The following is a 22,954-nucleotide window of genomic DNA, read 5'->3' on the forward strand; positions in this document are numbered from 1 at the left end:
ATGAATAGATCAATGAATATAAATCAATTCATTTTTTTTCTGAAAATTCAATGACCTCTACCACTGGATAGACGATTGAATGAATAGAAAATAGCACCCCACGCTCGCGATTGCATGTGGTCGCCGCCCCTCCATGAGGGGGCTCTTGCCTCAGCCCAGGTTCGGCGCCAGCCGCCGCCGCAGCTCGGCCACATCCATGCCGCGCCGCGCGGCCATGTCCTCCACCTGGTCCTCGCCGATCTGGCCCACGTTGAAGTAGGTGGCTTCGGGGCTGCCCAGGTAGAAGCCGCTGACGCTCGAGGCCGGGAACATGGCCAGGCTGTCGGTCAGCTCCATGCCGATCTCCTTGGCGTCGAGCAGCCTGAACAGATCGGTCTTGGCGGTGTGGTCCGGACAGGCCGGGTAGCCGGGCGCGGGGCGGATGCCCTGGTACTGCTCCTTGATGAGCTGCTCGTTGCTGAGCCGCTCATCGGCCGCGTAGCCCCACAGGTCCTTGCGCACGCGCTCGTGCAGGCATTCGGCGAAGGCCTCGGCCAGGCGGTCGGCCAGGGCCTTGAACATGATGCCGGAGTAGTCGTCCAGCGCGTCCTGGAACTCCTTGTCCTTCTTCTCGGCGCCGATGCCGGCCGTGACGGCGAACAGGCCGGCGTAGTCGGCAATGCCCGAGTCCTTGCCAGCCACGAAGTCCGACAGGCAACGGCTGGGGCGCATCACACCATCGATCACCTGCTTTTCGGTCTGCTGGCGCAGGCCGTACCAGGTCATCAGCTCGGTGCTGCGCGATTCGTCGCTGTAGAACACGATGTCGTCGCCCACGCGGTTGGCGGGGTACAAGGCCATCACGCCGTTGGCGGTGAGCCAGCGGCCTTCGATGATCTTCTTGAGCATGGCCTTGGCATCGGCCAGCACCTTGCGCGCCTCCTCGCCGACGATCTCGTCGTCGAGGATGGCTGGGTAGGGCCCGGCCAGGTCCCAGGTCTGGAAGAACGGGCCCCAGTCGATGTACTGGGCGATCTCGGCCAGGTCGAAATTCTTGAACACGCGCCGCCCCAGCGCGCGCGGCGCCACCGGCGGGTGGGCGGCGAAGTCGAGCACGGTGGCATTGGCGCGGGCCTTGTCCAGCGGCCACAGCGGAGTCTTTTTCTTATTGGCGTGCTGGTGGCGCACCTTGTCATAGTCGGCCATCACCTCGGCCAGGTATTCCCGCTTGTTCTCGCCGAGCAGGCTCTGGGCCACGCTGACGCTGCGCGAGGCATCGGGCACGTAGACCACCGGGCCGTCGTACTTGGGCGCGATCTTCACGGCCGTGTGCACGCGCGAGCAGGTGGCGCCGCCGATCAGGAGCGGGATCTTCTTGATGCGGAAGTAGTCGTCCTTGTCCATCTCGCCGGCGACGTACTGCATCTCTTCGAGGCTGGGCGTGATCAGGCCCGACAGGCCGATGATGTCCGCGCCCTCGGCCTTGGCGCGCGCCAGGATCTCGTGGCAGGGCACCATCACGCCCATGTTGATGACCTCGAAGTTGTTGCACTGCAGGACCACGGTGACGATGTTCTTGCCGATGTCGTGCACGTCGCCCTTGACGGTGGCGATGACGATCTTGCCCTTGCTGGACACGTCCATGCCCGCGGCCTCCTGCTGGCGCTTTTCTTCCTCGATGTAGGGAATCAGGTGGGCCACCGCCTGCTTCATCACGCGCGCGCTCTTGACCACCTGGGGCAGGAACATCTTGCCCGCGCCGAACAGGTCGCCGACGATGTTCATGCCGTCCATCAGCGGGCCCTCGATCACATGCAGCGGCCGGCCGCCGCCCTGCACCACGATCTGCTGGTAGGCCTCTTCGGTATCGGCGACGATGAAATCGGTGATGCCGTGCACCAGCGCGTGCGACAGGCGCTCGCCCACGGTCTTGGGGTGCTCGGGCGTGCCGCGCCATTCGAGCTTCTTGCTGTCGTCCTTGGCCGCGCCCTTGGCGGCCTCGGCGATCTCCAGCAGGCGCTCGGCGGCGTCGGGGCGGCGGTTCAGCACCACGTCTTCCACGCGCTCACGCAGCTCGGGCTCCAGGTCGTCATAGACGCCGACCATGCCGGCGTTGACGATGCCCATGTCCATGCCCGCCTGGATGGCGTGGTACAGGAACACGGTATGGATGGCCTCGCGCACCGGGTCGTTGCCGCGGAAACTGAAGGAGACGTTCGACACGCCGCCGCTCACCTTGGCGCCCGGCAGATGCCGCTTGATCCAGCGCGTGGCCTCGATGAACTCGACCGCGTAGTTGTTGTGCTCCTCGATGCCCGTGGCCACGGCGAAGATGTTGGGGTCGAAGATGATGTCCTCGGGCGCGAAGCCCACCTCGTCGACCAGCACCCGGTAGGCGCGCTCGCAGATCGCGATCTTGCGCTGGTAGGTATCGGCCTGGCCCTGCTCGTCGAAGGCCATGACCACCGCGGCGGCGCCGTAGCGCTTGATCAGCTTGGCCTCGTGCTTGAACTTGTCCACGCCCTCCTTCATCGAGATGGAGTTGACGATGCCCTTGCCCTGCAGGCAGCGCAGGCCGGCCTCGATCACTTCCCACTTGGACGAATCCACCATCACCGGCACCTTGGCGATGTCGGGCTCGGAAGCGATGAGGTTCAGGAAACGCACCATCGCGGCCTTGCTGTCGAGCATGGCCTCGTCCATGTTCACGTCGATCACCTGGGCGCCGTTTTCCACCTGCTGGCGCGCCACCGATAGCGCCTCCTCGTACTGCTCGCCCAGGATCATGCGCGCAAAGGCCTTGGAGCCGGTGACGTTGGTGCGCTCGCCCACGTTGACGAACAGCGTGCCCTCGCCAATCAACACGGGCTCAAGGCCCGACAGGCGCATGGGGGGAACGGAAATGGGCGACGTGGGGACTGCGGCAGACATACGGCTCACCTGTGTTTTCAGGGCATCTCAACAGGTGAGCGTCGTTGCGGATACCAGGCTGCCTCCGAGCCTGACGCCGGGCTCAAGGCACGGGCGCTGCAACGCTCCTCGGAGGGGAGCGCCATTTTAGCGCGCTCCCCAGGGCGCTGCGGGAGCATGGCCAAGCCAGGGCTATTTGCTGCCCAGCAGCATGATCGCGGCGATGGTGCCCGCGCCGAAAACCACGGCCCAGATGGCCTGCGCAATCATCTCGGCGCGCAACAGCTGGTCCCAGGGCATGCCGCCCGGCTCGCTGCCGGTGCTGGCCTGGCGGCTGTCTATCGGATCCATGAACACTCCCATCTTGCATTCATCGGGCTGCGAGTCTAATCACAGCCGGGCCCGCGCGGCGTGACCGGAGGTAACAGCTGTCCCGCGCCATTTCCTCGCCACACCGCTTACTGGGCCGCGGCCGGCAGGCCGAACACCCGGTCGAAACACCAGTTGAAGACGAAGGTATAGACCAGGAAGAACAGCAGCAGGCCAATATCCATCACCAGCGCCTCCCACAGCGACACCTGGAACCACCAGGCGAACAGCGGCACCAGCATGAAGACCAGGCCGCCCTCCATGCCGAGGGCATGCGCGATGCGCCGGCCCAGGCTGCGCCCGCGCACGCTCTGGCGCGCTTCCCAGCGCTCGAAGAGCGTGTTCCACACCAGGTTCCAGACCAGGGCGATGGCCGACGACACCACCGAGATCGCGCCCGAATGCAGGGCGCCCTGGCCAGTGGCGGCGGCCAGCCCGGCGGTGGCGACCACGACGGCGATCAACTCGTACAGCCCCATGTAGGCGACGCGGCGCATCGGCCCCTGCAGCGACCAGAGAACGGGTTTGGATAGCATTTGTGTTGACATGGCCGGCATGGTATATCCACAATACTGAAATATAAAGTCATAATCTTTCATTTATATTGATAGATAAACCGCACTCCTTCACCATGGCCTTTACTTCTGACAACATCCAGGTCTTCCTGGCCGTGCTCGACCGGGGCTCGTTCTCGGCCGCCGCGCGGGCGCTGGGGCGGGTGCCTTCGGCCGTGAGCATGTGCATCGCCCAGCTGGAAGCGGAGCTGAGCCTGCCGCTGTTCGAGCGCAGCGGCCGCGAGCCGGTGCCGCTGCCCGCGGCCCGGGCGCTGGAGCCCCAGGCCCGGCTGCTGGCCACCCAGCTGCAGCAGCTCAACACGCATGCGCTGGCGCTGGAGCAGGGGCTGGAGAGCCGGCTGACGCTGGCCATCGCGCCCGAGCTGCTGTCCGCGCCGTGGACGGTGCCGCTCGCCACCCTCACCAGCGAATACCCGCAGCTCAATGTCGAGGTGCTGACCGCGCCGCAGGCCGATGCGATGGCCATGCTGCACAGCGGCCGCGCCCAGCTGGCCATCGTGTTCGAGCGCCCGAGCATCGACGGGCGCGAGGGCTTCCAGGAGATCGGCGAAGACACGCTGCTCGCGGTCATCGCGCCCAGCCATCCGGTGATGCAGGCCGCCAGGGCGGGCCACGCAAGCCCGGCGGACCCGACGGATGGCGGCGCGCCGGTGCTGCTGCGCGAGCACCATCTCGTGAACACGCGCCAGATCGTGGTGGCTAGCCGCGACTGGAGCGTGACGGACAGCCGCCTCGCCTACGCCCGTGACATCTGGCGCACCGACAACCACTGGGCGGCCATGAGCATGATCTGCGCCGCCCTGGGCTGGGGCCTGCTGCCGCGCCAGCTGATCCAGCCCTCGGTGCAGTCGGGCGCGCTGGTGGCGATCGAGTTCGAGAACCTGAGCAATGGCGTCAGCCTGCATGTGGACGTGGTCTGGTCGCGGGAGCATCCGCAGGGGCTGGCCGCGCGCCGCTACGTGCAGCTGGCACGACAATGGATGGGCGGCGCCGCTTGATTCAAGAAAAATCAAGCCATACCCCTTATGTATCAATCGCTTACAGCTATCATTTTTATAACAATGACTGCCTGCTTGGCATGGCGTACAGTTGCACAGGTCTCCCTACGCTGAAATGGTATCGATGCAGGCCATCCGGGCTTTGATTTCTGCGCTGCCCCGCCTTGCCAGGCTGGCCCTGCTGGGCGCGCTGCTGCCGCTGCTGGCCAGCGCCGCGCAGCCCGATTCCACGCCCCGCCTGCCCACGCAGGCGGGCGCGCTGGGTGCGCTGCGCGCCAGCCTGAGCAGCCCCAGCCTGGACGAGGAGCGCCGCAAGGCAGTCCAGGCCCAGCTGGATGCGGCCGATGCCGCCACCAAGGAGGCCGACGCGCTGGCGCAGGAGCTCGACCGCCTGCGCGCCCGGGTGCAAGCCCCTGTGTCCGCGGCGCCCGCGCCGCTGAGCGACGCGGAGCTGGCCGGCCTGTTCGAGCGCTGGAAGGAGCGCATTCCGGCCAATGCCGGCATGGATGTGCTCGAACGCCTGCTGGCCGACGAGCGCCAGGCCATCGCGGCGCTCAAGACCGGCATCGAGAAGACCGCGGCCGACCAGGCCGACCTGGTATCGCAGCCCGGCCCGGCGCGGGCCGACCTGCCGCTGCTGCAGCGGCGCGTGCAGGAAAGCGCCGAGCCGGTGACGGCCGAGCCCGGCGAGCCGGCCGCGCTCACCCAGGCCCGCCAGCTGCGGCGCAGCGCCGAACACCGGCGCGCCACGCTGGAGCTGGCGCTGCGCCAGGAGGAGCAGGCCACCGTCGAGGCCCGCCAGCGCCTGCTGGACGTGCAGCTGCAATCGCGCCGCCTCGAACTGCTGGAGCGCACGCCGCGCGTGGCCTGGCTGAACCAGCGCATTGCCGAGCGCAGCCGCCAGCAGCTGGAGCAGCAGGCCAAGGAGGCCGCCGATGCAGCGGCCGCCCAGGCCGGCGCGGCCGACCCCGCGCTGCGCGAGCTGGCGCAGCGCAACGCCGCGCTGGCCGCGCAAATACTGGACTACACCAACCGCCTGGCCCAGGAGCGCCAGACCCTGGCGAGCGACGAATACCGCCGCGACCAGCTCGCCTCGGCGCTGCGCGACACCCAGGCCCGCCTGCGCCTGGGCGGCACCGGCGCCACCGTGGGCCAGTGGCTGTGGAGGCAGCGCATGGCGCTGCCCACGGACAACGCGGTCAAGGCCCGGCGCAAGAACATACAGCGCCACCTGGCCGAACTGCGCCTGGCGCTGTTCAACTCCAACGAATGGCGCTTCAACCTCAACGGCACGGCCCCGGCCGCCGCCCAGGCCGATGGCGTGGCGGCGCAGCCCGATGCGGACGACGCCGGCACCGCCGCCCAGCGGACTGCGCTGATGGGCCGCCAGCTCGCGCTGGTCGACCAGCTGCAGCCGGTGCTGCTGCGCCGCATCGCGGTGCTGGAGCAGACCGACGACATGCTGCAGTCGGCGCTGCGCAGCAGCGGCGAGCTGGTGCAGGTGATGGACAAGGAGCTGCTATGGTTCCCCAGCCACAGGGCCATGGACGCCACCTGGCTGCAAGAATGGCGCGCCACGCTGCAGGACGGCCCGTCCCTCACGAACAGCTCGCCGTGGGCCACCACCCGCGCGCTGGCGGCCAGCGTGGCGGAAGATCCCCTGGCCTATGGCGCCATCGCCACGGTCGTGGCACTGCTGCTCGGGCTGCGCCGCTATGCATCGCGGCGGCTGCACGCGATTGCGCAGCGCGTGGGCAATTTCGCGCAGGACCATTTCGGCCTGAGCCTGATCGCGCTGGGCTGGAGCCTGCTGTACGCCCTGCCCTGGAGCTTCGCCACCGCGGCCCTGGGCGCTCTGATGCAGGCCTCGGACACGCAGGGCGCCGCGCTCGAGCCGCTGGGCCGCACGCTGGAGCAGCTCAGCGACTTCATCTTCGTGGCGACGCTGCTCAACGCGCTGTTTCGCCCCGGCGGGCTGGCGCTGGCCCATTTCGGCTGGCAGCCCGCGCGCGTGCGGGCGCGGCGCCAGCTGGTGCGCCGCGCCACCTGGCTGATCGTGCCCACCGAACTGCTGGGCGGGATGGCCTTCTTCAGCCACGACGACATCGCCATCAGCACCTGGGGGCGCCTGTCCATCCTGGTGCTGGCGCTGGGCCTGGCATGGATGGCCTGGAACCATTTGCGGCGCGGCGCGCAGCCGCCGGGCCCGGCCTGGGCGCGGTGGCTGGCCGGCGCGCTCATGCTGCTGCTGGCCGGCGTGGCCGTCGGCACCGCGCTGGGCTATGTGTACACCGCCACTGAATTCATCCAGGCGCTGCTGGGCAGCTTCGTGTTCCTGACCGCGGCCGAGGTGGTGGTCGGCCTGCTGCGGCGCTGGCTGCTGCTGGGCGAGCGGCGCCTGGCGCTGAGCCGGCTGCGCGAAGCCGCCACCCAGGCCATGAGCGGCGGCCCCGCGGACGCGGGCAAGGCCCCGCCACCGGACGAGGAAAGCCAGATGGCCCTGGTCACGGTGAGCACGCAGGCGCACCGGCTGCTGGGCCTGCTGCAGCGGGTGCTGATCGTGCTCAGCCTGCTCTATGCCTGGTCGCGGGTGCTGCCGGCGCTGCTGCGCTTCGAGGGTGTGGTGCTCTGGTACACCACCAACACCGGCAGCGACGGCGTGGCCCATGCCGCCCCGGTGAGCCTGATGGACATGCTGCTGGCCGTGCTGATCCTGCTGCTCACCTTCAGCCTGGCGCGCAACCTGCCCGGCCTGCTGGAGGTGATGCTGTCGGCCTCGCGGCACATCAGCAGCTCCGCGCGCTACACCACGGCCACGCTGGCGCGCTACATCATCAGCATCGCGGGCACGGTGACCGCCTTCTCGCTGCTGGGCCTGCGCTGGGGCCAGCTGCAGTGGATGGCCGCAGCGCTCACCGTGGGCCTGGGCTTCGGCCTGCAGGAGATCTTCGCCAACTTCGTCTCGGGGCTGATCTTGCTGGTGGAGCGGCCCTTTCGCGTGGGCGACGTCATCACCATCAACGTGCACACCGGCACGGTCACGCGCATCCGCACCCGCGCCACCACGGTGCTGGATTTCGACAACCAGGAAATCGTCATCCCGAACAAGACCTTCATCACCAGCGACGTGACCAACTGGACGCTGAGCGACGACGTCACCCGCCTGGTCATCCATCTATCCGTGGCCCATGGCAGCGACGCGGAGCAGGTGCGCGAGATGCTGCTGGCCATTGCCCGCGAGCATCCCCAGGTGCTGCGCGAGCCCGCGCCGAACTGCTGGTTCATGGCGCTGGAGGGCAGCGGCCAGAAATTCGAGCTGCGCGCCTATGTGGGCACGGTGGGCGACCGGCTGCAGGTGCGCCACGACCTCAATCGCCGCATCAACGAACGGCTGGCGGCGGCCGGCATCGCGATCGCCTTCCCGCAGATGGACATCCACGTGCGCGACCTGCCGGCCGGTGCGCCGCCAGCCCATCCACCCGCCCCGTCCGGCGCCTGAGCGCCGCATCCACCCAGAAAGCCCTGCATGCAACGACGCCATCTCCTCGCCCTCGCCGCCCTTGCCGCCCCCTGGGCCGCCACCGCGCAGACCGGCGGCCACTGGCCGAGCAAGCCGATCCGCATCGTCATCCCATACGCCGCGGGCGGCATCACCGACAACGTGGGCCGCAAGCTGTGCGAGCAGATGGGCAAGGCCCTGGGCCAGCCGCTGGTGGTGGAGAACAAGGCCGGCGCCGGCGGCACGCTGGGCATGGCCGAGATGGCGCGCGCCCAGCCCGACGGCTACCTGCTGGCGCTCAGCGCGATCAGCCCGCTCACGCTGTCGCCGCACCTGATGAAGCTGCCCTACGACCCGCAAAAGGACATCGCCGCGGTCGCGCCGATGATGTACTCGCCGGTCTACGTGCTGGCCACCCCGGCCTTCACCGGCAAGAGCTGGGACGAGCTGGTCGCCCAGGCCAGGGCCCGGCCCGACAGCATCCGCTTCGCCACCTCGGGCATAGGCTCGGTGGGGCACATCATGCTGGAGCAGATCCAGGCCCAGCTGGGAATACGGATGATCCACGTGCCCTACAAGGGCGTGGGCCAGACGGTGAACGACGCCGTGGGCGGGCACTTCGAGATCATGCTCGGCAACCCGTTCGGCACCATCAACGGCCTGCTGCAGCAAGGCACGCTGCGCCTGCTGGCCACCACCGGGCCGCAGCGCGCGCCCAACCAGCCGCAGGCCGCCACGCTGGCCGAGCTCGGCGTGCCCGAGGCCAACCTGACCTCGCTGTTCGGCTTCATGGCGCCGGGCAAGACGCCGCCCGCCATCATCGAGCAGCTGGCCCGCACCATCCACGCCCAGTTGCAGCAGGACGACATCCGGCAGCTGATGCGCAGCACCGACAACGTGCCGCTGCAGTTGGCGCCGGACGCCTTCGCCGCGCTGCTGCGCAAGGAGAGCCATAGCAATGCCGAGATCATCCGCAAGGCGCACATCCAGCTGTGAGCGGATGCGGATGCGCTGCAGGGATTGATTATTTTTTAATCAATCTCATGCATTGAATGCATAATTCCTTTGCCATCCGGCCTTGGACAAGGCCTGGCCGCACTCGTAAGCTGTAGGTCTTTCCACAACGAGACTGGCCATGACCGCCAAACCGACCAGCGCCAAAAGCGCGCCCTCGAAGCACCCAGCACACCCGCTGCCGTCCTATCTGCAGGCCGACCACCTCGGCCCCTGGGGCATCTACCTGCAGCAGGTCGACCGCGTGACACCCTACCTGGGTCACCTGGCGCGCTGGGTCGAAACGCTCAAGCGCCCCAAGCGCATCCTGATCGTGGATGTGCCGATCGAGCTGGACAACGGCACCATCGCCCACTACGAAGGCTACCGCGTGCAGCACAACCTGAGCCGCGGCCCCGGCAAGGGCGGCGTGCGCTTCCACCAGGACGTGACCCTGTCCGAAGTCATGGCCCTGTCGGCCTGGATGTCGGTCAAGAACGCAGCGGTCAACGTGCCCTACGGCGGCGCCAAGGGCGGTATCCGCGTCGATCCCAAGACCTTGTCGCGCGGCGAGCTCGAGCGCCTGACGCGCCGCTACACCAGCGAGATCGGCCTGCTGATCGGCCCCTCCAAGGACATCCCGGCTCCTGACGTGAACACCAACGGCCAGATCATGGCCTGGATGATGGACACCTATTCCATGAACACCGGCGCCACCGCCACCGGCGTGGTCACCGGCAAGCCGGTGGACCTGGGCGGTTCGCTGGGCCGCGTCGAGGCCACCGGCCGCGGCGTGTTCACCGTGGGCGTGGAAGCTGCCAAGCTGACCGGCCTGTCCATCGAAGGTGCGCGCGTGGCCGTGCAAGGTTTCGGCAACGTGGGCGGCACGGCCGGCAAGCTGTTTGCCGACGCCGGCGCCAAGGTGGTGGCCGTGCAGGACCACACCGGCACCATCCGCAATGCCAAGGGCTTCGACGTGCCGGCGCTGCTGGCCCACGTGGCGGCCAAGGGCGGCGTGGGCGGTTTCGCCGGCGGCGAGGCCATGGACGCCAAGGACTTCTGGGGCGTGGACTGCGACATCCTGATCCCCGCCGCGCTCGAAGGCCAGATCACCAAGGACAATGCCGGCCAGATCAAGGCCAAGATGGTGATCGAAGGCGCCAACGGCCCCACCACCACCGAGGCCGACGACATCCTCAACGACAAGGGCGTGCTGGTGCTGCCCGACGTGATCGCCAACGCCGGCGGCGTGACGGTGAGCTACTTCGAATGGGTGCAGGACTTCTCCAGCTTCTTCTGGAGCGAGGACGAGATCAACGCCCGCCTGGTGCGCATCATGCAGGAGGCCTTCGCCTCCATCTGGCAGGTGGCCCAGCAGCACGGCGTGACGCTGCGCACCGCCACCTTCATCGTGGCCTGCCAGCGCATGCTGCATGCGCGCGAGATGCGCGGCCTGTATCCGTAAAGCGGGCAGGTACCGGCCCCTTCGAAAAAAGCCGCGGCCGCGGCTTTTTTGCGTGCTTCAGCCCGCCTGCACCCGCTGCTGCAGGCGCAGGCCGGTGATGAAGCCGATCTGGCGCAGGGCCTCGGCCAGTTCGCCCTCGGTATCGCGCCCGCTGCGCGAGCCCAGTTCGGCGAACAGGCCGGCGCGGGTGTAGTGGCGCACGCAGGCAATGAAGGGAAAGCCGTGCCGGTCGCGGTAGGCCTGGTTCAGCGCAGTCAGGCGCACCGCCTGGTCGGGCGGCAGGTCGCCCAGGCCGGCGCCCTGCTGCTCCTGCTGCGAGTCGCTGGTCAGCGTGCCGGCATTCACCGCCTGCGCCGACAGCTCCGGGTGGCCGCACAGAAATCGCACCACCTGCTCGCGCGGGCTGGACTGCACCACCGCCATCATGCGGCGATGCATGTCCTGCACGCTGGCGAAGGGGCGCTGCGCGGCGGCGGCCTGCGCCACCCAGGGGGCGTACTCGAAGACTTCGCCCAGGGCGGCGACAAAATGCTCGGGCGCCATGGCATTGAGCGCGGCGAGGGTCAGGGGGGTGGGGTTGCTCGTCATGCCGGCCAGTGTAGGTAGCCACCCCGCGGCTTTCCCAGTGGCGGATTGTTATAGGCGGTATAACAGCTCAGGCGGCGCTGAGCGCCTGGGCGGCTGCGCTCAGCACCCCGCGCAGCCAGGTGTGCGAGGCCAGGCGGTGCTGCGACGCGTGCCACAGCAGGTAAAAGCGCATGGCGCGGGGGCCCATGGGCAGCGGCACGATGCGCAGCGGCAGCCGCCTGGCATGGTATGCGGCGAAGTGGCGGGCCGTGGTCATCAGCAAGTCGGTGCCCACCAGCAGGTCGGGCGCCAGCCCGAAATACGAGCACTGCACCCGCCGGTCGCGGCTGACCCGCATGGTGCCCAGGCTGGACTCGACCACGCCGCGCTGCGCGATGGAATAGGGGGTGGGCACGATGTGCGCGCCCTGCAGGTAGCGCTCGGGCGTCAGCTCGCCGGGCGCGGCCCAGGGGTGGGCGGCGTCCATCAGGCAGACCACCTCGTCTTCGAGCAGGGTGGACATGTGCAGGTGCTCGGGCGGGCTGGGCCAGTTGCCGATCACGATGTCGATCTCGCCGCTTTGCAGCGCCTGCTCGTAGTCGAACTGCGGGCCCAGCGGCAGCACCGCCAGCCGGGCGCCCGGCGCCTGAGCCCGCAGGGCCTGGGTCACCCGCGCGAGGAAAGGCGGCGCCAGGTAGTCGGGCGTGGCGATGGTGAAGCGCAGCTGGGTGCTCTCGGCTGCGAACGCCTTGCCGGCATTGACCATGCCGTCGATCAGCTCCAGCGCCGCGCGGGCCTGGTCGGCCGCCAGCAAGGCACGCGCGGTGGGCACCATGCGGTTCTTGTCGCGCACCAGCAGCGGATCGCCGAACAGCAGCCGCAGCCGCCTGAGCGCCGCGCTGATCGCCGGCTGCGACTGGTCCAGCCGGATCGCCGCGCGCGACACGCTCTGCTCGCTGATCAGCGTGCACAGCACCCGCAGCAGGTAGGTATCGAAGGCATCCTCGTTTCGTGACAAGCCGTGCTCCTGGGCCGCCGCGCATGGGGTATATGCGCTTTGCTATTCGGTCTATAGATGCTGCGCAGTTTCGCTCAAGAGGCCAAGCCGCGACCATGCAGCCGTGAAAACGCAGATAACTGTTGGAGACAAGGACCCCATTATGAGTGCTCAGACCCTACCGGCGACCGGCATGCCTGCCGCCGACGACCAGGTGAACGCCACCTATTCCAAGATTTCCTGGCGCCTGCTGCCCTTTCTCGGCGTGCTGTGGGTGCTGGCCTGGCTGGACCGGGTGAACATCGGCTTCGCCAAGCTGCAGATGCTGGACGACCTGAAGTTCAGCGAGGCGGTCTACGGCCTGGGCGCCGGCATCTTCTTCATCGGCTACTTCCTGTTCGAGGTGCCGTCGAACATGCTGCTGCAGAAGATCGGCGCCAAGAAGACGGTGATGCGCATCACCATCGGCTGGGGCCTCATCTGCATCATGCAGGCCTGGGTCAGCACGCCGGCCCAGTTCTACCTCCTGCGCTTTCTGATGGGGGTGTTCGAGGCGGGCTTCTACCCGGGCATCATCCTGTACCTGACCTACTGGTACCCCTCCAAGCGCCGCGCCAAGGCCTTCGGCACCTTCATGTCGGCCTCGGCGATCGCCGGCGTCATCGGCGGCCCGCTGGCCGGCGGCATCATGACCTGGGCAGCCGGCGCGCACGGCATGCATGGCTGGCAGTGGCTGTTCATCATCGAGGGCATCCCCTCGGTGCTGGCCGGCATCTTCGCCTATTTCTACATGACCGACCGCCCCGAGCAGGCCAAGTGGCTCAGCGATGCGGACCGCGCCGTGGTGCGCCAGCAGCTCGAACTCGACCAAAAGGCCCAGGGCGAGCGCCACAGCGACTGGCGCACCCTGTTCGGCAACCCCATGGTGTGGCTGCTGATCGCGGTCTTCTTCTGCCTGCTGTGCGCCAACTCCACGCTGACCTTCTGGATACCCACGGTGATCCGCGAGGCCGGCTTCAGCTCGCCGATGGAAGTCGGCTGGATCGCCGGCGCCGCCTACCTGCTGGGCGCGGCCGGCATGATCATCAACGGCCGCCATTCGGACCAGCGCGGCGAGGTGCGCTGGCACTTCGCGGGCTCGGCCCTGCTCGGCGCGGTGGGCATGCTGGTGCTGGCGGTCACCATGGGCATGGGCAGCATTCCGGTGCTGCTGGCGCTGAGCGCCATGGTGCTGGCCCTGGTGGGCACCATGAGCGCCATCCCGGTGTTCTGGCAGATGCCGAACATGCTGCTGAGCGGCGGCGCCGCTGCGGTGGGCGTGGCGCTGATCAACTCGGTCGCCAACCTGGCCGGCTTCGGCGCCCCCTACCTGATGGGCGTGATCAAGGCCTCGACCGGCAAGGTCGCGCCGGGCCTGTACCTGGTGGCCATCGTCGAGGCGCTGGCGGCCATTCTCGCCATCGCTTTCGTGGCCCGCATCCAGCGCCGCAAGAACAACCCCTGAAGGAGACACCGAGCATGCCATCCAACCTCTTGCAAGCTCCGCTGGCGCCGTCGCGCCGGCGGTTCGCCCTGTCCGGCATGGCGCTCGGCGCCTCGGCCCTGGCGGCCGCGCGCGGCGCGCTGGCAGCCGATGCCCCGCCGCCGGCCGCACCGGCGCAGAGCAGCGGCCCGATTTCGCTGCACGGCGCCAGCCCGCGCCTGACGGTGCACACCATCGACACCTACCACGGCATGGCCGCCACCGGCCTGCGCATCGACTTCTCGCGCCTCGACGGCGAGGCCTATGCGCTGCTGCGCTCCTTCACCATCAACGCCAACGGCCGCGCCGACGAGCCGCTGCTGGTGGACGACAGCTACCGCACCGGCCGCTACGAGCTGCTGCTGCATGTGGATGAGTATTTCGCCGCCAAGGGCGCCAGGCTGCCGCGCCCGCCATTCCTCTCCAAGCTGCCGGTGCGCTTTCAGATCGCCGATGCCGCGCAGCGCATCCACCTGCCGATCCAGTTCGGCCCCTGGAGCTACACCTATTCGCGCGGCAGCTGAGCAGCCGCGGCACCGCTCTATCGCAATCCCATCGAAAGGCACGCCATGGCAGGCATCAGCACCCATGTACTCAACCTCACCACCGGCCGCCCCATCAGCGGCATGCGGGTGGAACTCTACGACCTGGCGCAGACGCCCCCGCAGCGCATCACCAGCACGCGCACCAATGCCGACGGCCGCACCGATGCGCCGATGATGGCCGCCGCGGCGGCCCGCACCGGCGACTTCGAGCTGCGCTTTCACGTGGGCGAGCATTTCAAGGAGCCCACCGCGCTGTCGGACGAAGTGCTGGTGCGCTTTTCCATCTTCGACGCGGCCCAGCACTACCACGTGCCCATGCTGTGCTCGCCGTGGTTCTTCAACACCTACCGCGGCAGCTGATTTTGTTTTTTTACCAAGGAGAGTGACCCGATGAGCAACGACAACGACGCCGGCAAGTACCTGCTCGAATCCATCCGCCTGGCCATGGGCAATGTCAAGGACCGCGCACAGGCCACCTGGCCGTTCGGCGCGGTGCTGGTCAGGGATGGCCAGGTGCTGGCCCGTGCCGTCAACCAGGTGGACGAGCTGTGCGACCCCACGGCCCATGCCGAGATGCAGGCCGTGCGCGCTGCCGCCAAGGCCCAGGGCCATACCGATCTGAGCGGCGCGGTGGTCTATGCCAGCGGCTATCCCTGCAGCATGTGCTACACCGCCATGCTGCTGGCGGGCGTGAAGACGGTGTACTACGCCTACTCCAACGAAGACGGCGAGCCCTACGACCTGTCCGCCGCGCGCGGCTACGACGAGCTTCGCAAGGCGCCCGGCGCGCGCGCGCTGCAGCTGGTCTCGCTGCCGGTGCGCGACGAAGGCGAAGACCTGTATGAGGCCTGGCAGGAGAAGGTGGCGCGCTAGGCGCGCCGGTATCCTGCTGGGCAGGCTGTGAGCGCTTGCAATGTCCTACACGGAACTGCCACGCAGGCATGGTAAAAAGCAGGCTCGCCAGTGTGCATACGAACTGGCTCCTCCAGCGGACCGCCGATGCAGCGGACCGCACACCATGCCTGCCGTGATGGCAGCCGCGTCCCTCAAGTTCCAGCCCCCTGCGGGCACCTCAGCAGGAGTATCGATATGACGACAAGCAATCAGCGCGCGTACAGCGGCGACTTTCAGGCCCGTGTGGTCGGCCCGGTGCAGCACCGCATCGGCGACGGCCAGCTGGAAGAGATTCCCCGCGACCTGGACGTCCAGGTCTCCACCGCCATCGCCAGCTATGTGCTGTCGTGGGAGTCGGACGGCCAGCCGGTGACGGTCACCCTGTCCACGCCCGACTTCGAATACCACGTCGAGCACGGCAACATCATCGTCAAGTAGGCCGCCAGGCGGGCTCAATCGAGCTGCGTGGCGATGCGGATCTCGCCGCTCAGCAGCTTGTGCACCGGGCAGGCCTCGGCCACCTGCTGCAGCCGGGCGCGCTGCTCCTCGGACAGCGCGCCTTCGAGGTGGATGGTGCGCACGATGGCGTTGCCCTGCGCGGGCTTGCCATCAGGGTTGAGCGCCAGCTCCACCCGCACCGCATCCAGCGGCCAAGCCTTGCGCTGCGCATACATCTGCAGCGTGATCGTGGTGCAGGCGCCCAGCGCGGACAGCAGCAACTGCGAAGGATCGGGCGCCGCATCCCCGCCCCCCTTGTCCGCAGGCTCGTCGGCCCGCCACTGGTGGCCGGCCGGGTCGGACAGCTCCACCCGGTAGGGCGTGGCGGTGCTGCGGGCAGTGGCTTGTTCGCTCATCGGTATCTCCTGGGCCAAATCCGCATCTTAGACCACGCTTAAGCGCTGCACCTGGATACACCGCCGCGGCTTTTGCGGCGCGATACTGTCCCCATCTTCCTGCTGCATGCCCCGACACGGGGGAAAGGATGAATGCGATGACTTCCCAGGAACAGCAATGGCTCGATGAATTCCTGCAGCGGCTGGCCGCCGCCCAAGGCGTGGCCAAGGACCCGCAGGCCGACGCGCTGATCCGCGAGCGCCTGGCCGCGCAGCCCGACGCCAGCTACCTGCTGGTGCAGCGCGCGCTGCTGCTGGAGCGGGCGCTGCACGATGCGCGCCAGCAAATCGCCCAGCTGCAGCAACAAGCCCAGGGCCAGGGCAGTTTTCTGGGCCAGGGCCTGGACACCCAGTTCGGCCGCAATCCGGCGGCGGCCCCTTCCCCCACCCCCGCCTATGCAGCACCCGCCTATGCGGCAGCGCCGCCGGCCCAGCCCGGCTGGCGCGAGCGGCTGTTCGGCGGCCCGGCCGCCGCTGCCGGCGCGGCGGCACCGGCAGCGGCCGGCAGCAGCTTTCTCGGCCATGCGGCGGCATCGGCGGCGGGCGTGGCCGGCGGCATGTTCCTGTTCAACGGCCTGGAGAACCTGCTCGGCCACCACGGCACGGGCAGCGGCTGGCCGGGCGGCGGCAATTCGCCGCAGGTGGTCGAGAACGTGACCCAGAATTTCTACGACGACGGCCAGAACCAGGCCGGCCTCGACCAGCTGGCGCGCGAATCCGGCGGCGATGCCGGCCTGCTGCGCGGCAGCGACGACTTCGACAGCACCGGAGGCTTTTTCGACGATGACGACGACAGCTTCGCCTGATAAAAATAAGAGCTGCCAGCGATTACCGCACAATGATTTCAATATGAAAGCTATTTGAAAACATTGTATATAAAGCGCAAGCAGCTCCTGTTTTTGAAATCTCCAGCAACAAAAAGGCGCGCCCGCGGACGCGCCTTTTTGCCGTTGGCACTGGATGGCGGCGCTTACTTGCCGGCCACCACGCGCACCATCTCCAGGCACTTGTTGGAGTAGCCCCACTCGTTGTCGTACCAGCTCACCAGCTTGACGAAGGTGCCGTCCAGCGCAATGCCGGCCTCGGCGTCGAAGATCGAGGTGCGGGTGTCGCCGCGGAAGTCGGTGGCCACCACCTTGTCCTCGGTGTAGCCCAGGATGCCCTTGAGCGCGCCCTGCGACTGCGCCTTCATCTCGGCGCAGATCTCGGCGTAGGTGGCGTCCTTGGACAGCTCCACCGTCAGATCCACCACCGACACGTCGGAGGTGGGCACGCGGAAGGACATGCCGGTCAGCTTGCCCTTCAGCTCGGGCAGCACCACGCCCACCGCCTTGGCGGCGCCGGTGCTGCTGGGGATGATGTTCTCGAGGATGCCGCGGCCGCCGCGCCAGTCCTTGTTGCTCGGGCCGTCCACCGTCTTCTGGGTGGCGGTGGCGGCGTGCACCGTGGTCATCAGGCCGCGCTTGATGCCCCACTTGTCGTTCAGCACCTTGGCCAGCGGGGCCAGGCAGTTGGTGGTGCACGAGGCGTTGGAGATGATGGCCTGGCCGGCGTAGGTCTTGCAGTTCACGCCGAAGACGAACATCGGGGTGTCGTCCTTGGACGGGGCCGACATGATGACCTTCTTGGCGCCGGCGTCGATGTGCTTCTGCGCGGTTTCCTTGGTCAGGAACAGGCCGGTGGACTCGATCACCACATCGGCGCCGACCTCGCCCCACTTCAGGTTGGCGGGGTCGCGCTCCTGCGTCAGGCGGATCTTCTTGCCGTTGACGATCAAGGTGTTGCCCTCGACGGCGATCTCGCCCTGGAAGCGGCCGTGCACGCTGTCGTACTGCAGCATGTAGGCCAGGTAGTCGGGCTCCAGCAGATCGTTGATGCCCACGATCTCGATGTCCGAGAAATTCTGTACCGCAGAGCGCAGCACGTTGCGGCCGATGCGGCCGAAGCCGTTGATACCTACTTTGATCGCCATGAAAGCTCTCCCAAAAGTGAAAAAAGAAACTATTTCTTCAGCACGGCGCGCACCGTGGCCGCGACATTCGCGGGCGTGAAGCCGAAGTGCTCGAACAGCACCGGCGCCGGGGCCGATTCGCCGTAGACATCGATGCCCACCACGGCGGCGCAGCCGTACTTCCACCAGAAGTCGGTCACGCCCATCTCCACCGCCACGCGCGGCAGGCCGGCAGGCAGCACGCTGCTCTTGTACTTGGCGTCCTGCTTGTCGAAGGTGGTGGTGCTGGGCATGGAGACCACGCGCACCGCGATCTTCTTTTCGGCCAGCTCACGCTGCGCCTTGAGCGCCAGCTGCACCTCGGAGCCGGTGGCGATGATCACCGCCTGGGCCTTCTTGCGCAGGCCCACGTCGGCGGGCTCGGACAGCACGTAGGCGCCGCGGCTGATGTTGCCCACGGCCTCGCCGCTCTTGGGCGCATAGGGCAGGTTCTGGCGCGACAGCAGCAGCGCGCTGGGCAGGCGGCGGTTGGTCAGCGCCACGCTCCAGGCCACCGCGGTCTCGGTGGTGTCGGCCGGGCGCCAGACGTCGAGGTTGGGGATCAGGCGCAGGCTGGCCGCATGCTCGATGGACTGGTGCGTGGGGCCGTCCTCGCCCAGGCCGATGGAGTCGTGGGTGAAGACATGGATCACGCGCTGCTTCATCAGCGCCGCCATGCGGATGGCGTTGCGGCTGTAGTCGCTGAAGGTCAGGAAGGTACCGCCGTAGGGGATGTAGCCGCCGTGCAGCGCCACGCCGTTCATGATGGCGGCCATGCCGAACTCGCGCACGCCGTAGTTGATGTGGCGGCCGATCCTGCCGTCTTCGGCCTTGACCACGGCGCCCTTGTCATCGACGCGGAAGGCCGGCGTGCTCTTGGTGTTGGTCAGGTTGGAGCCGGTCAGGTCGGCCGAGCCGCCCAGCAGCTCGGGCAGCGCGGCGGTAAAGGCCTCCAGCGCCAGCTGGCTGGCCTTGCGGCTGGCCACGGTCTCGCCCTTGGCATGGGCATTGGCCACCGTCTCGACCGCCACCTGGGCGAAGTTCTTCGGCAGGTCGCCAGCCATGCGGCGGGTGAAGGCCTCGGCCAGCTCGGGGTGGGCCTTGGCATAGGCGGCGAAGCGCTGGTTCCAGGCGGCCTCGGCCTTGGCGCCGGCGGCCTTGGCATCCCAGTCGGCATAGACTTCGGCCGGGATCTCGAACGGGCCGTGGTCCCAGCCCAGCGCGACGCGGGTCAGCGCGATTTCTTCGGCGCCCAGCGGCTCGCCGTGGGCCTTGGCCGTGTCCTGGCGGTTCGGGCTGCCCTTGCCGATATGCGTCTTACAGATGATGAACGAGGGCTTGTCGCTGCTGCCCTTGGCCTGGACGATGGCCGCATTCACCGCCTGCACGTCGTGGCCGTCGATGGGGCCGATCACGTTCCAGCCATAGGCCTCGAAGCGCTGCGCGGTGTTGTCCACGAACCAGGGCGCGACCTTGCCGTCGATGGAGATGCCGTTGTCGTCGTACAGCGCGATCAGCTTGTTCAGCTTCCAGGCGCCGGCCAGCGCGCAGGCCTCGTGGCTGATGCCCTCCATCAGGCAGCCGTCGCCCAGGAACACATAGGTGTGGTGGTCGACGATGGCGTGCTTGCCCTGGTTGAACTCGGCGGCCAGCAGCTTCTCGGCCAGCGCGAAGCCCACCGCGTTGGTGATGCCCTGGCCCAGCGGGCCAGTGGTGGTTTCCACGCCAGGGGTGATGCCAACCTCGGGGTGGCCGGCCGTCTTGCTGTGCAGCTGGCGAAAGTTCTTCAGCTCCGACAGCGGCAGCGCGTAGCCCGTCAGGTGCAGCAGCGCATAGATCAGCATCGAGCCATGGCCGTTCGAGAGGATGAAGCGGTCGCGGTTGGCCCAGTGCGGATTCGCGGGATTGTGCTGCAGATGCTGCCCCCACAGCGCCACGGCCATGTCTGCCATGCCCATCGGGGCGCCAGGGTGACCGGAATTGGCTTGTTGAACGGCATCCATTGCGAGTGCGCGGATCGCATTCGCCATATTCTGAGTGTTGGCCATGGAGAAGGAGGGGTTCGAATTATCAATAAACCCCGCATTTTAACGGGCCGGCCCGCCTGCCCTCTGTCGCACCCGGCAATGCCGCAGGCCCGAGAACGTGTTTACCGGTATTCCTGCACCATGTAGACCGCGTCCGCCCCATAGCCGCGCAGGCGCTGCAGCTGCTCGGGCGGCAACTGGCCATGCAAGCGGTAGCCATGCCGCTCCCAATAGGCCCGCGCGCCCTGCACCGCCACCAGCGCGCTGTAGCGCGGGCCCCAGGCCGCCGCCTGGGCCCGCGCGGCCCGCAGCAAGGCGCCGGCCATGCCCTGGCCGGCATGGGCCGGCGCCACCGCCATGTCGTGCAAATACAGGGTATCGGGATCGCCAGCCTGGCCGAAATCGCCGTGCAGCGGCGTGATCGCATGCAGCCGCGAGCGGTAGGCCGCCAGGTAGGCCAGCACCTCGCCGCCCGCATCGGCCGCCACCAGCGAGCATTGCGCGCTGCTGGCGATGCGCCGGCGGTACACCTCGGCCGGCTCGACAAAGCCCGCGCCGTAGCAGGCCCGCTGCACGCGCAGCACGCCATCCAGGTCGGCCGGCCGCATGGGCTGGATCTGCCAGCTCATGGCCGCCGCAGCGCCGCGCGGGCGCGCCAGCGCCATGCCACCGCCAGCAGGCCCAGCGCGGTCAGCGCCAGCGGCGGCAGCGAGCCCCAGTTCAGCATGCTCCAGCCCTGGCTGGTCACCAGCGCGCCCGAGGCGAACGAAGTCACCGCCATGGTGGCGAACACGCAGAAATTGATGGTGGCCTGGGCACGGTCCTTCTCCTCGGGGCGATAGTGGTCCATCGCCAGGCTGGTGCTGCCGGTGAAGAGGAAGTTCCAGCCCACGCCCAGCAGCGCCAGCGCCCAGGTGAAATGCATCACCGACTGCCCCGACAGCGCAATGCCCACGCAGACCAGGTTGAGCAGCACGCCCACGCCCATGATAGCCAGCACGCCGAAGCGCTTGATCAGCTGGCCGGTGACGAAGCCCGGCGCGAACATGCCCACCACATGCCACTGCAGCACGCCGGCGGCATCGGAGAAATCGTAGCCGCACACATCCATCGCGATCGGCGTGGCCGCCATCAGCAGGTTCATCACGCCATAGCTGGCCGCGGCGCAGAAGGTGGCCACGGCAAAGCCGGGCTGGGCCAGCAGCTGCCAGGCGCTGCGCGACGGCGCCGCGCCAGCCGCGGCGGACCTGGCCGCCGGCGCCGGAAACCGCACCCGGCCCATGCAGGCGATGCCGATCGCGGCCACCACCATCAGCGCCAGATAGGCCCCCAGGAAGGGCGTCGGCAGCCAGGTCTTGGCACGGCTGGCCAGCGCCGGCCCGAGCACCGCGCCCAGCAGCCCGCCGGCCAGCACCAGCGAAATCGCCCGCTCGCGCTGCGAGGCATCCACCAGCTCGGCCGCCGCAAAGCGGTACAGCTGACCGTTGGCGCTGTAGTAACCCGCCACCACGGTGGCCAGGCACAGCAGCGCGAACTGCTGCGCATAGGCGGCAAACGCGCACAGCGCCGCCGACACCAGCGCCACCAGCAGGCCCAGCTGGAACGAGCCGCGCCGCCCCCAGCGCCGCTGGCTGGCGGCCACCAGCGGCGTCGAGAGCGCACCGCCCACCACATAGCCCATCACCGGCAGCGTCGCCATCCAGGGGCGCGGCGCCAGGTGCAGGCCCACCAGCCCGTTGACGGCGATGAACACCACGTTGTTGGTGAGCAGCAGGCCCTGGCAGAGCGTGAGCCAGGCGATGGAGCGGTTCATGGCGAGCAGGCCTCGTTGTGGATGTCTGCCGCTAGCATACGCGGGAAACATGCCGGCAGCACGCCGGAACCGCCTGCCCCCAGGCCCAGGCTAGGCCCGCGCCTGCACGAGCCGCAGCAGCGTCTCCACCATGCGGCGCACATGGGGCTGGATGCGGGCCGCGACCGCGGGCAGGTAGTCGAACGGCAGGGCCTCCTGCATGTAGGAGCACTGGGTCATCTCCAGCTGCACCGCGTGCACGCCCTGCCCGGGCTGGCCGTAGTGGCGCGTGATGTAGCCGCCGGTGTAGCGGCCGTTGAGCACGGCGCTGAAGCCATCGGCCGCGGCCTTGCCGGCCTCTGCCAGCAATTGCTCGCCCAGGCCTGGTGCGCAGCTGGCGCCGCGGTTGGTGCCCAGGTTCAGGTCGGGCAGCTTGCCTTCGAAGAAGCGCGGCAGCACCGAGCGGATCGAATGCGCATCCCACAGCCCCGCCGCGCCGAACTGCTGGCGCATGCGCGCGATCTCGGCGGCAAGCTGGTCGTGGTAGGGCTGCCACACCAGCTCGCGGCGCCGGGCGATCTCGGCCTCGTCTGGCGCCAGCGCCGCTTCGCGGTACAGCGGCGTATCGTCGAAGGTGTCCACCGGGCACAGGCCGGTCACGCTCTGGCCGGGATAGAGGCTGGCGCCATCCGGGGGGCGGTTCAGGTCCACCACATAGCGCGAATGGGTGGCCACCAGCGTCGAGGCGCCGATCTCCTGCGCAAATGCGTACAGGATGGGCAGGTGCCAGTCCGTATCGGGTACCTGGCGCGCCTCGCCGGTCAGGCGCTCGGCCAATACCGGCGGCACATGGGTGCCGGCATGCGGAAAGGAAATCAGCAAGGGCGCGGAGCCCTGGCGGAATTCGAATGCCGGGCGGTCGGTTTCAAAGTGCATGGT

21 protein-coding genes and 1 riboswitch are annotated in these 22,954 nt (G+C 68.3%); of the genes, 10 read left to right on the forward strand and 11 right to left on the reverse strand.

Annotation, left to right across the window (positions count from 1 at the left end; translation table 11 throughout):
* Nucleotides 1-150: 150 nt before the first annotated feature.
* The 3 genes from metH to ACODRX_RS07730 all read right to left on the reverse strand — a co-directional run bounded on the left by metH (nucleotide 151) and on the right by ACODRX_RS07730 (nucleotide 3,794).
* The gene (gene metH, locus ACODRX_RS07720) at nucleotides 151-2,910 is read right to left on the reverse strand and encodes a methionine synthase (protein WP_488870693.1); all 2,760 of its coding nucleotides are present in this window, start codon (nucleotides 2,908-2,910) and stop codon (nucleotides 151-153) included.
* A 29-nt stretch (nucleotides 2,911-2,939) separates the two neighbouring features.
* Nucleotides 2,940-3,026, reverse strand: a riboswitch (S-adenosyl-L-homocysteine riboswitch).
* A 55-nt stretch (nucleotides 3,027-3,081) separates the two neighbouring features.
* Entirely contained in the window at nucleotides 3,082-3,240 is a 159-nt protein-coding gene (locus ACODRX_RS07725; protein ID WP_488870695.1) for a hypothetical protein, read from the reverse strand.
* Nucleotides 3,241-3,347: 107 nt separating this feature from the next.
* Nucleotides 3,348-3,794: a PACE efflux transporter gene (locus tag ACODRX_RS07730; protein ID WP_488870697.1), complete on the reverse strand. Its 447-nt coding sequence runs from the start codon at nucleotides 3,792-3,794 to the stop codon at nucleotides 3,348-3,350.
* A gap of 95 nt (nucleotides 3,795-3,889) precedes the next feature.
* Here ACODRX_RS07730 and ACODRX_RS07735 point away from each other — a divergent pair, with 95 nt between their 5' ends.
* The 4 genes from ACODRX_RS07735 to ACODRX_RS07750 all read left to right on the forward strand — a co-directional run bounded on the left by ACODRX_RS07735 (nucleotide 3,890) and on the right by ACODRX_RS07750 (nucleotide 10,788).
* Complete coding sequence (locus ACODRX_RS07735) at nucleotides 3,890-4,831, forward strand: LysR family transcriptional regulator (protein ID WP_488870699.1); 942 nt, start codon at nucleotides 3,890-3,892, stop codon at nucleotides 4,829-4,831.
* Nucleotides 4,832-4,973: 142 nt separating this feature from the next.
* Nucleotides 4,974-8,330, forward strand: a complete 3,357-nt coding sequence (locus ACODRX_RS07740) for a mechanosensitive ion channel domain-containing protein (RefSeq protein ID WP_488870701.1) — start codon at nucleotides 4,974-4,976, stop codon at nucleotides 8,328-8,330.
* A gap of 27 nt (nucleotides 8,331-8,357) precedes the next feature.
* Nucleotides 8,358-9,326, forward strand: a complete 969-nt coding sequence (locus ACODRX_RS07745) for a Bug family tripartite tricarboxylate transporter substrate binding protein (protein ID WP_488870703.1) — start codon at nucleotides 8,358-8,360, stop codon at nucleotides 9,324-9,326.
* Between the two features lie 139 nt (nucleotides 9,327-9,465).
* Nucleotides 9,466-10,788 (forward strand): Glu/Leu/Phe/Val family dehydrogenase, encoded by a 1,323-nt coding sequence (locus ACODRX_RS07750; protein ID WP_488870704.1) that lies wholly within the window; start codon nucleotides 9,466-9,468, stop codon nucleotides 10,786-10,788.
* Between the two features lie 57 nt (nucleotides 10,789-10,845).
* Here ACODRX_RS07750 and uraD read toward each other — a convergent pair whose 3' ends face one another.
* Nucleotides 10,846-11,376 carry a 2-oxo-4-hydroxy-4-carboxy-5-ureidoimidazoline decarboxylase gene (gene uraD / locus ACODRX_RS07755; RefSeq protein ID WP_488870706.1) on the reverse strand — a complete coding sequence of 177 codons (531 nt, stop codon included), beginning with the start codon at nucleotides 11,374-11,376 and terminating at the stop codon, nucleotides 10,846-10,848.
* A 67-nt stretch (nucleotides 11,377-11,443) separates the two neighbouring features.
* Complete coding sequence (locus ACODRX_RS07760) at nucleotides 11,444-12,373, reverse strand: LysR family transcriptional regulator (RefSeq protein WP_488870707.1); 930 nt, start codon at nucleotides 12,371-12,373, stop codon at nucleotides 11,444-11,446.
* A 142-nt stretch (nucleotides 12,374-12,515) separates the two neighbouring features.
* Between ACODRX_RS07760 and ACODRX_RS07765 the strand changes: the two genes are divergently transcribed.
* The 5 genes from ACODRX_RS07765 to ACODRX_RS07785 all read left to right on the forward strand — a co-directional run bounded on the left by ACODRX_RS07765 (nucleotide 12,516) and on the right by ACODRX_RS07785 (nucleotide 15,751).
* Nucleotides 12,516-13,856 carry an MFS transporter gene (locus tag ACODRX_RS07765; RefSeq protein WP_488870708.1) on the forward strand — a complete coding sequence of 447 codons (1,341 nt, stop codon included), beginning with the start codon at nucleotides 12,516-12,518 and terminating at the stop codon, nucleotides 13,854-13,856.
* 14 nt (nucleotides 13,857-13,870) lie between these two features.
* On the forward strand, nucleotides 13,871-14,398 hold the full coding sequence (locus ACODRX_RS07770; protein WP_488870710.1) for a hydroxyisourate hydrolase: 528 nt from the start codon (nucleotides 13,871-13,873) through the stop codon (nucleotides 14,396-14,398).
* A 45-nt stretch (nucleotides 14,399-14,443) separates the two neighbouring features.
* On the forward strand, nucleotides 14,444-14,779 hold the full coding sequence (uraH, locus tag ACODRX_RS07775; protein WP_488870711.1) for a hydroxyisourate hydrolase: 336 nt from the start codon (nucleotides 14,444-14,446) through the stop codon (nucleotides 14,777-14,779).
* A 30-nt stretch (nucleotides 14,780-14,809) separates the two neighbouring features.
* Nucleotides 14,810-15,292 (forward strand): nucleoside deaminase, encoded by a 483-nt coding sequence (locus ACODRX_RS07780; protein WP_488870712.1) that lies wholly within the window; start codon nucleotides 14,810-14,812, stop codon nucleotides 15,290-15,292.
* 216 nt (nucleotides 15,293-15,508) lie between these two features.
* Nucleotides 15,509-15,751: a hypothetical protein gene (locus ACODRX_RS07785; RefSeq protein ID WP_488870713.1), complete on the forward strand. Its 243-nt coding sequence runs from the start codon at nucleotides 15,509-15,511 to the stop codon at nucleotides 15,749-15,751.
* A gap of 14 nt (nucleotides 15,752-15,765) precedes the next feature.
* Here ACODRX_RS07785 and ACODRX_RS07790 read toward each other — a convergent pair whose 3' ends face one another.
* Entirely contained in the window at nucleotides 15,766-16,167 is a 402-nt protein-coding gene (locus tag ACODRX_RS07790) for an OsmC family protein (protein WP_488870715.1), read from the reverse strand.
* Nucleotides 16,168-16,304: 137 nt separating this feature from the next.
* On the opposite strand from ACODRX_RS07790, the gene ACODRX_RS07795 reads away from it, so the two are divergent.
* The gene (locus ACODRX_RS07795; protein WP_488870716.1) at nucleotides 16,305-17,012 is read left to right on the forward strand and encodes a DUF2076 domain-containing protein; all 708 of its coding nucleotides are present in this window, start codon (nucleotides 16,305-16,307) and stop codon (nucleotides 17,010-17,012) included.
* A gap of 164 nt (nucleotides 17,013-17,176) precedes the next feature.
* Here ACODRX_RS07795 and gap read toward each other — a convergent pair whose 3' ends face one another.
* From gap to hutG, 5 genes are all read right to left on the reverse strand, one after another.
* Nucleotides 17,177-18,178 (reverse strand): type I glyceraldehyde-3-phosphate dehydrogenase, encoded by a 1,002-nt coding sequence (gap, locus tag ACODRX_RS07800; protein WP_488870717.1) that lies wholly within the window; start codon nucleotides 18,176-18,178, stop codon nucleotides 17,177-17,179.
* Between the two features lie 29 nt (nucleotides 18,179-18,207).
* Nucleotides 18,208-20,244, reverse strand: a complete 2,037-nt coding sequence (gene tkt, locus ACODRX_RS07805; RefSeq protein WP_488870718.1) for a transketolase — start codon at nucleotides 20,242-20,244, stop codon at nucleotides 18,208-18,210.
* A 101-nt stretch (nucleotides 20,245-20,345) separates the two neighbouring features.
* A complete protein-coding gene (locus tag ACODRX_RS07810) occupies nucleotides 20,346-20,852 on the reverse strand; it encodes a GNAT family N-acetyltransferase (protein WP_488870719.1) in 507 nt (168 codons plus the stop codon).
* Nucleotides 20,849-22,036 carry an MFS transporter gene (locus tag ACODRX_RS07815; RefSeq protein ID WP_488870721.1) on the reverse strand — a complete coding sequence of 396 codons (1,188 nt, stop codon included), beginning with the start codon at nucleotides 22,034-22,036 and terminating at the stop codon, nucleotides 20,849-20,851. The genes ACODRX_RS07810 and ACODRX_RS07815 overlap by 4 nt, the downstream gene beginning before the upstream one ends.
* A 90-nt stretch (nucleotides 22,037-22,126) precedes the next feature.
* The gene (gene hutG, locus ACODRX_RS07820; protein ID WP_488870723.1) at nucleotides 22,127-22,951 is read right to left on the reverse strand and encodes an N-formylglutamate deformylase; all 825 of its coding nucleotides are present in this window, start codon (nucleotides 22,949-22,951) and stop codon (nucleotides 22,127-22,129) included.
* Between the last annotated feature and the right edge of the window lie 3 nt (nucleotides 22,952-22,954).

Source organism: Comamonas sp. FG99 (assembly GCF_057808605.1).

Bases quoted from the DNA above. Each gene is read 5' to 3' on its own strand.
- ACODRX_RS07730 (WP_488870697.1), bottom strand. From the start codon at position 3,794: ATGCTATCCAAACCCGTTCTCTGGTCGCTGCAGGGGCCGATGCGCCGC.
- ACODRX_RS07815 (WP_488870721.1), bottom strand. From the start codon at position 22,036: ATGAACCGCTCCATCGCCTGGCTCACGCTCTGCCAGGGCCTGCTGCTC.
- ACODRX_RS07745 (WP_488870703.1), top strand. From the start codon at position 8,358: ATGCAACGACGCCATCTCCTCGCCCTCGCCGCCCTTGCCGCCCCCTGG.
- hutG (WP_488870723.1), bottom strand. From the start codon at position 22,951: ATGCACTTTGAAACCGACCGCCCGGCATTCGAATTCCGCCAGGGCTCC.
- ACODRX_RS07795 (WP_488870716.1), top strand. From the start codon at position 16,305: ATGACTTCCCAGGAACAGCAATGGCTCGATGAATTCCTGCAGCGGCTG.
- ACODRX_RS07785 (WP_488870713.1), top strand. From the start codon at position 15,509: ATGACGACAAGCAATCAGCGCGCGTACAGCGGCGACTTTCAGGCCCGT.
- ACODRX_RS07810 (WP_488870719.1), bottom strand. From the start codon at position 20,852: ATGAGCTGGCAGATCCAGCCCATGCGGCCGGCCGACCTGGATGGCGTG.
- ACODRX_RS07780 (WP_488870712.1), top strand. From the start codon at position 14,810: ATGAGCAACGACAACGACGCCGGCAAGTACCTGCTCGAATCCATCCGC.
- tkt (WP_488870718.1), bottom strand. From the start codon at position 20,244: ATGGCCAACACTCAGAATATGGCGAATGCGATCCGCGCACTCGCAATG.
- uraD (WP_488870706.1), bottom strand. From the start codon at position 11,376: ATGACGAGCAACCCCACCCCCCTGACCCTCGCCGCGCTCAATGCCATG.
- ACODRX_RS07750 (WP_488870704.1), top strand. From the start codon at position 9,466: ATGACCGCCAAACCGACCAGCGCCAAAAGCGCGCCCTCGAAGCACCCA.
- ACODRX_RS07790 (WP_488870715.1), bottom strand. From the start codon at position 16,167: ATGAGCGAACAAGCCACTGCCCGCAGCACCGCCACGCCCTACCGGGTG.
- ACODRX_RS07770 (WP_488870710.1), top strand. From the start codon at position 13,871: ATGCCATCCAACCTCTTGCAAGCTCCGCTGGCGCCGTCGCGCCGGCGG.
- gap (WP_488870717.1), bottom strand. From the start codon at position 18,178: ATGGCGATCAAAGTAGGTATCAACGGCTTCGGCCGCATCGGCCGCAAC.
- ACODRX_RS07735 (WP_488870699.1), top strand. From the start codon at position 3,890: ATGGCCTTTACTTCTGACAACATCCAGGTCTTCCTGGCCGTGCTCGAC.
- ACODRX_RS07725 (WP_488870695.1), bottom strand. From the start codon at position 3,240: ATGGATCCGATAGACAGCCGCCAGGCCAGCACCGGCAGCGAGCCGGGC.
- ACODRX_RS07765 (WP_488870708.1), top strand. From the start codon at position 12,516: ATGAGTGCTCAGACCCTACCGGCGACCGGCATGCCTGCCGCCGACGAC.
- metH (WP_488870693.1), bottom strand. From the start codon at position 2,910: ATGTCTGCCGCAGTCCCCACGTCGCCCATTTCCGTTCCCCCCATGCGC.
- uraH (WP_488870711.1), top strand. From the start codon at position 14,444: ATGGCAGGCATCAGCACCCATGTACTCAACCTCACCACCGGCCGCCCC.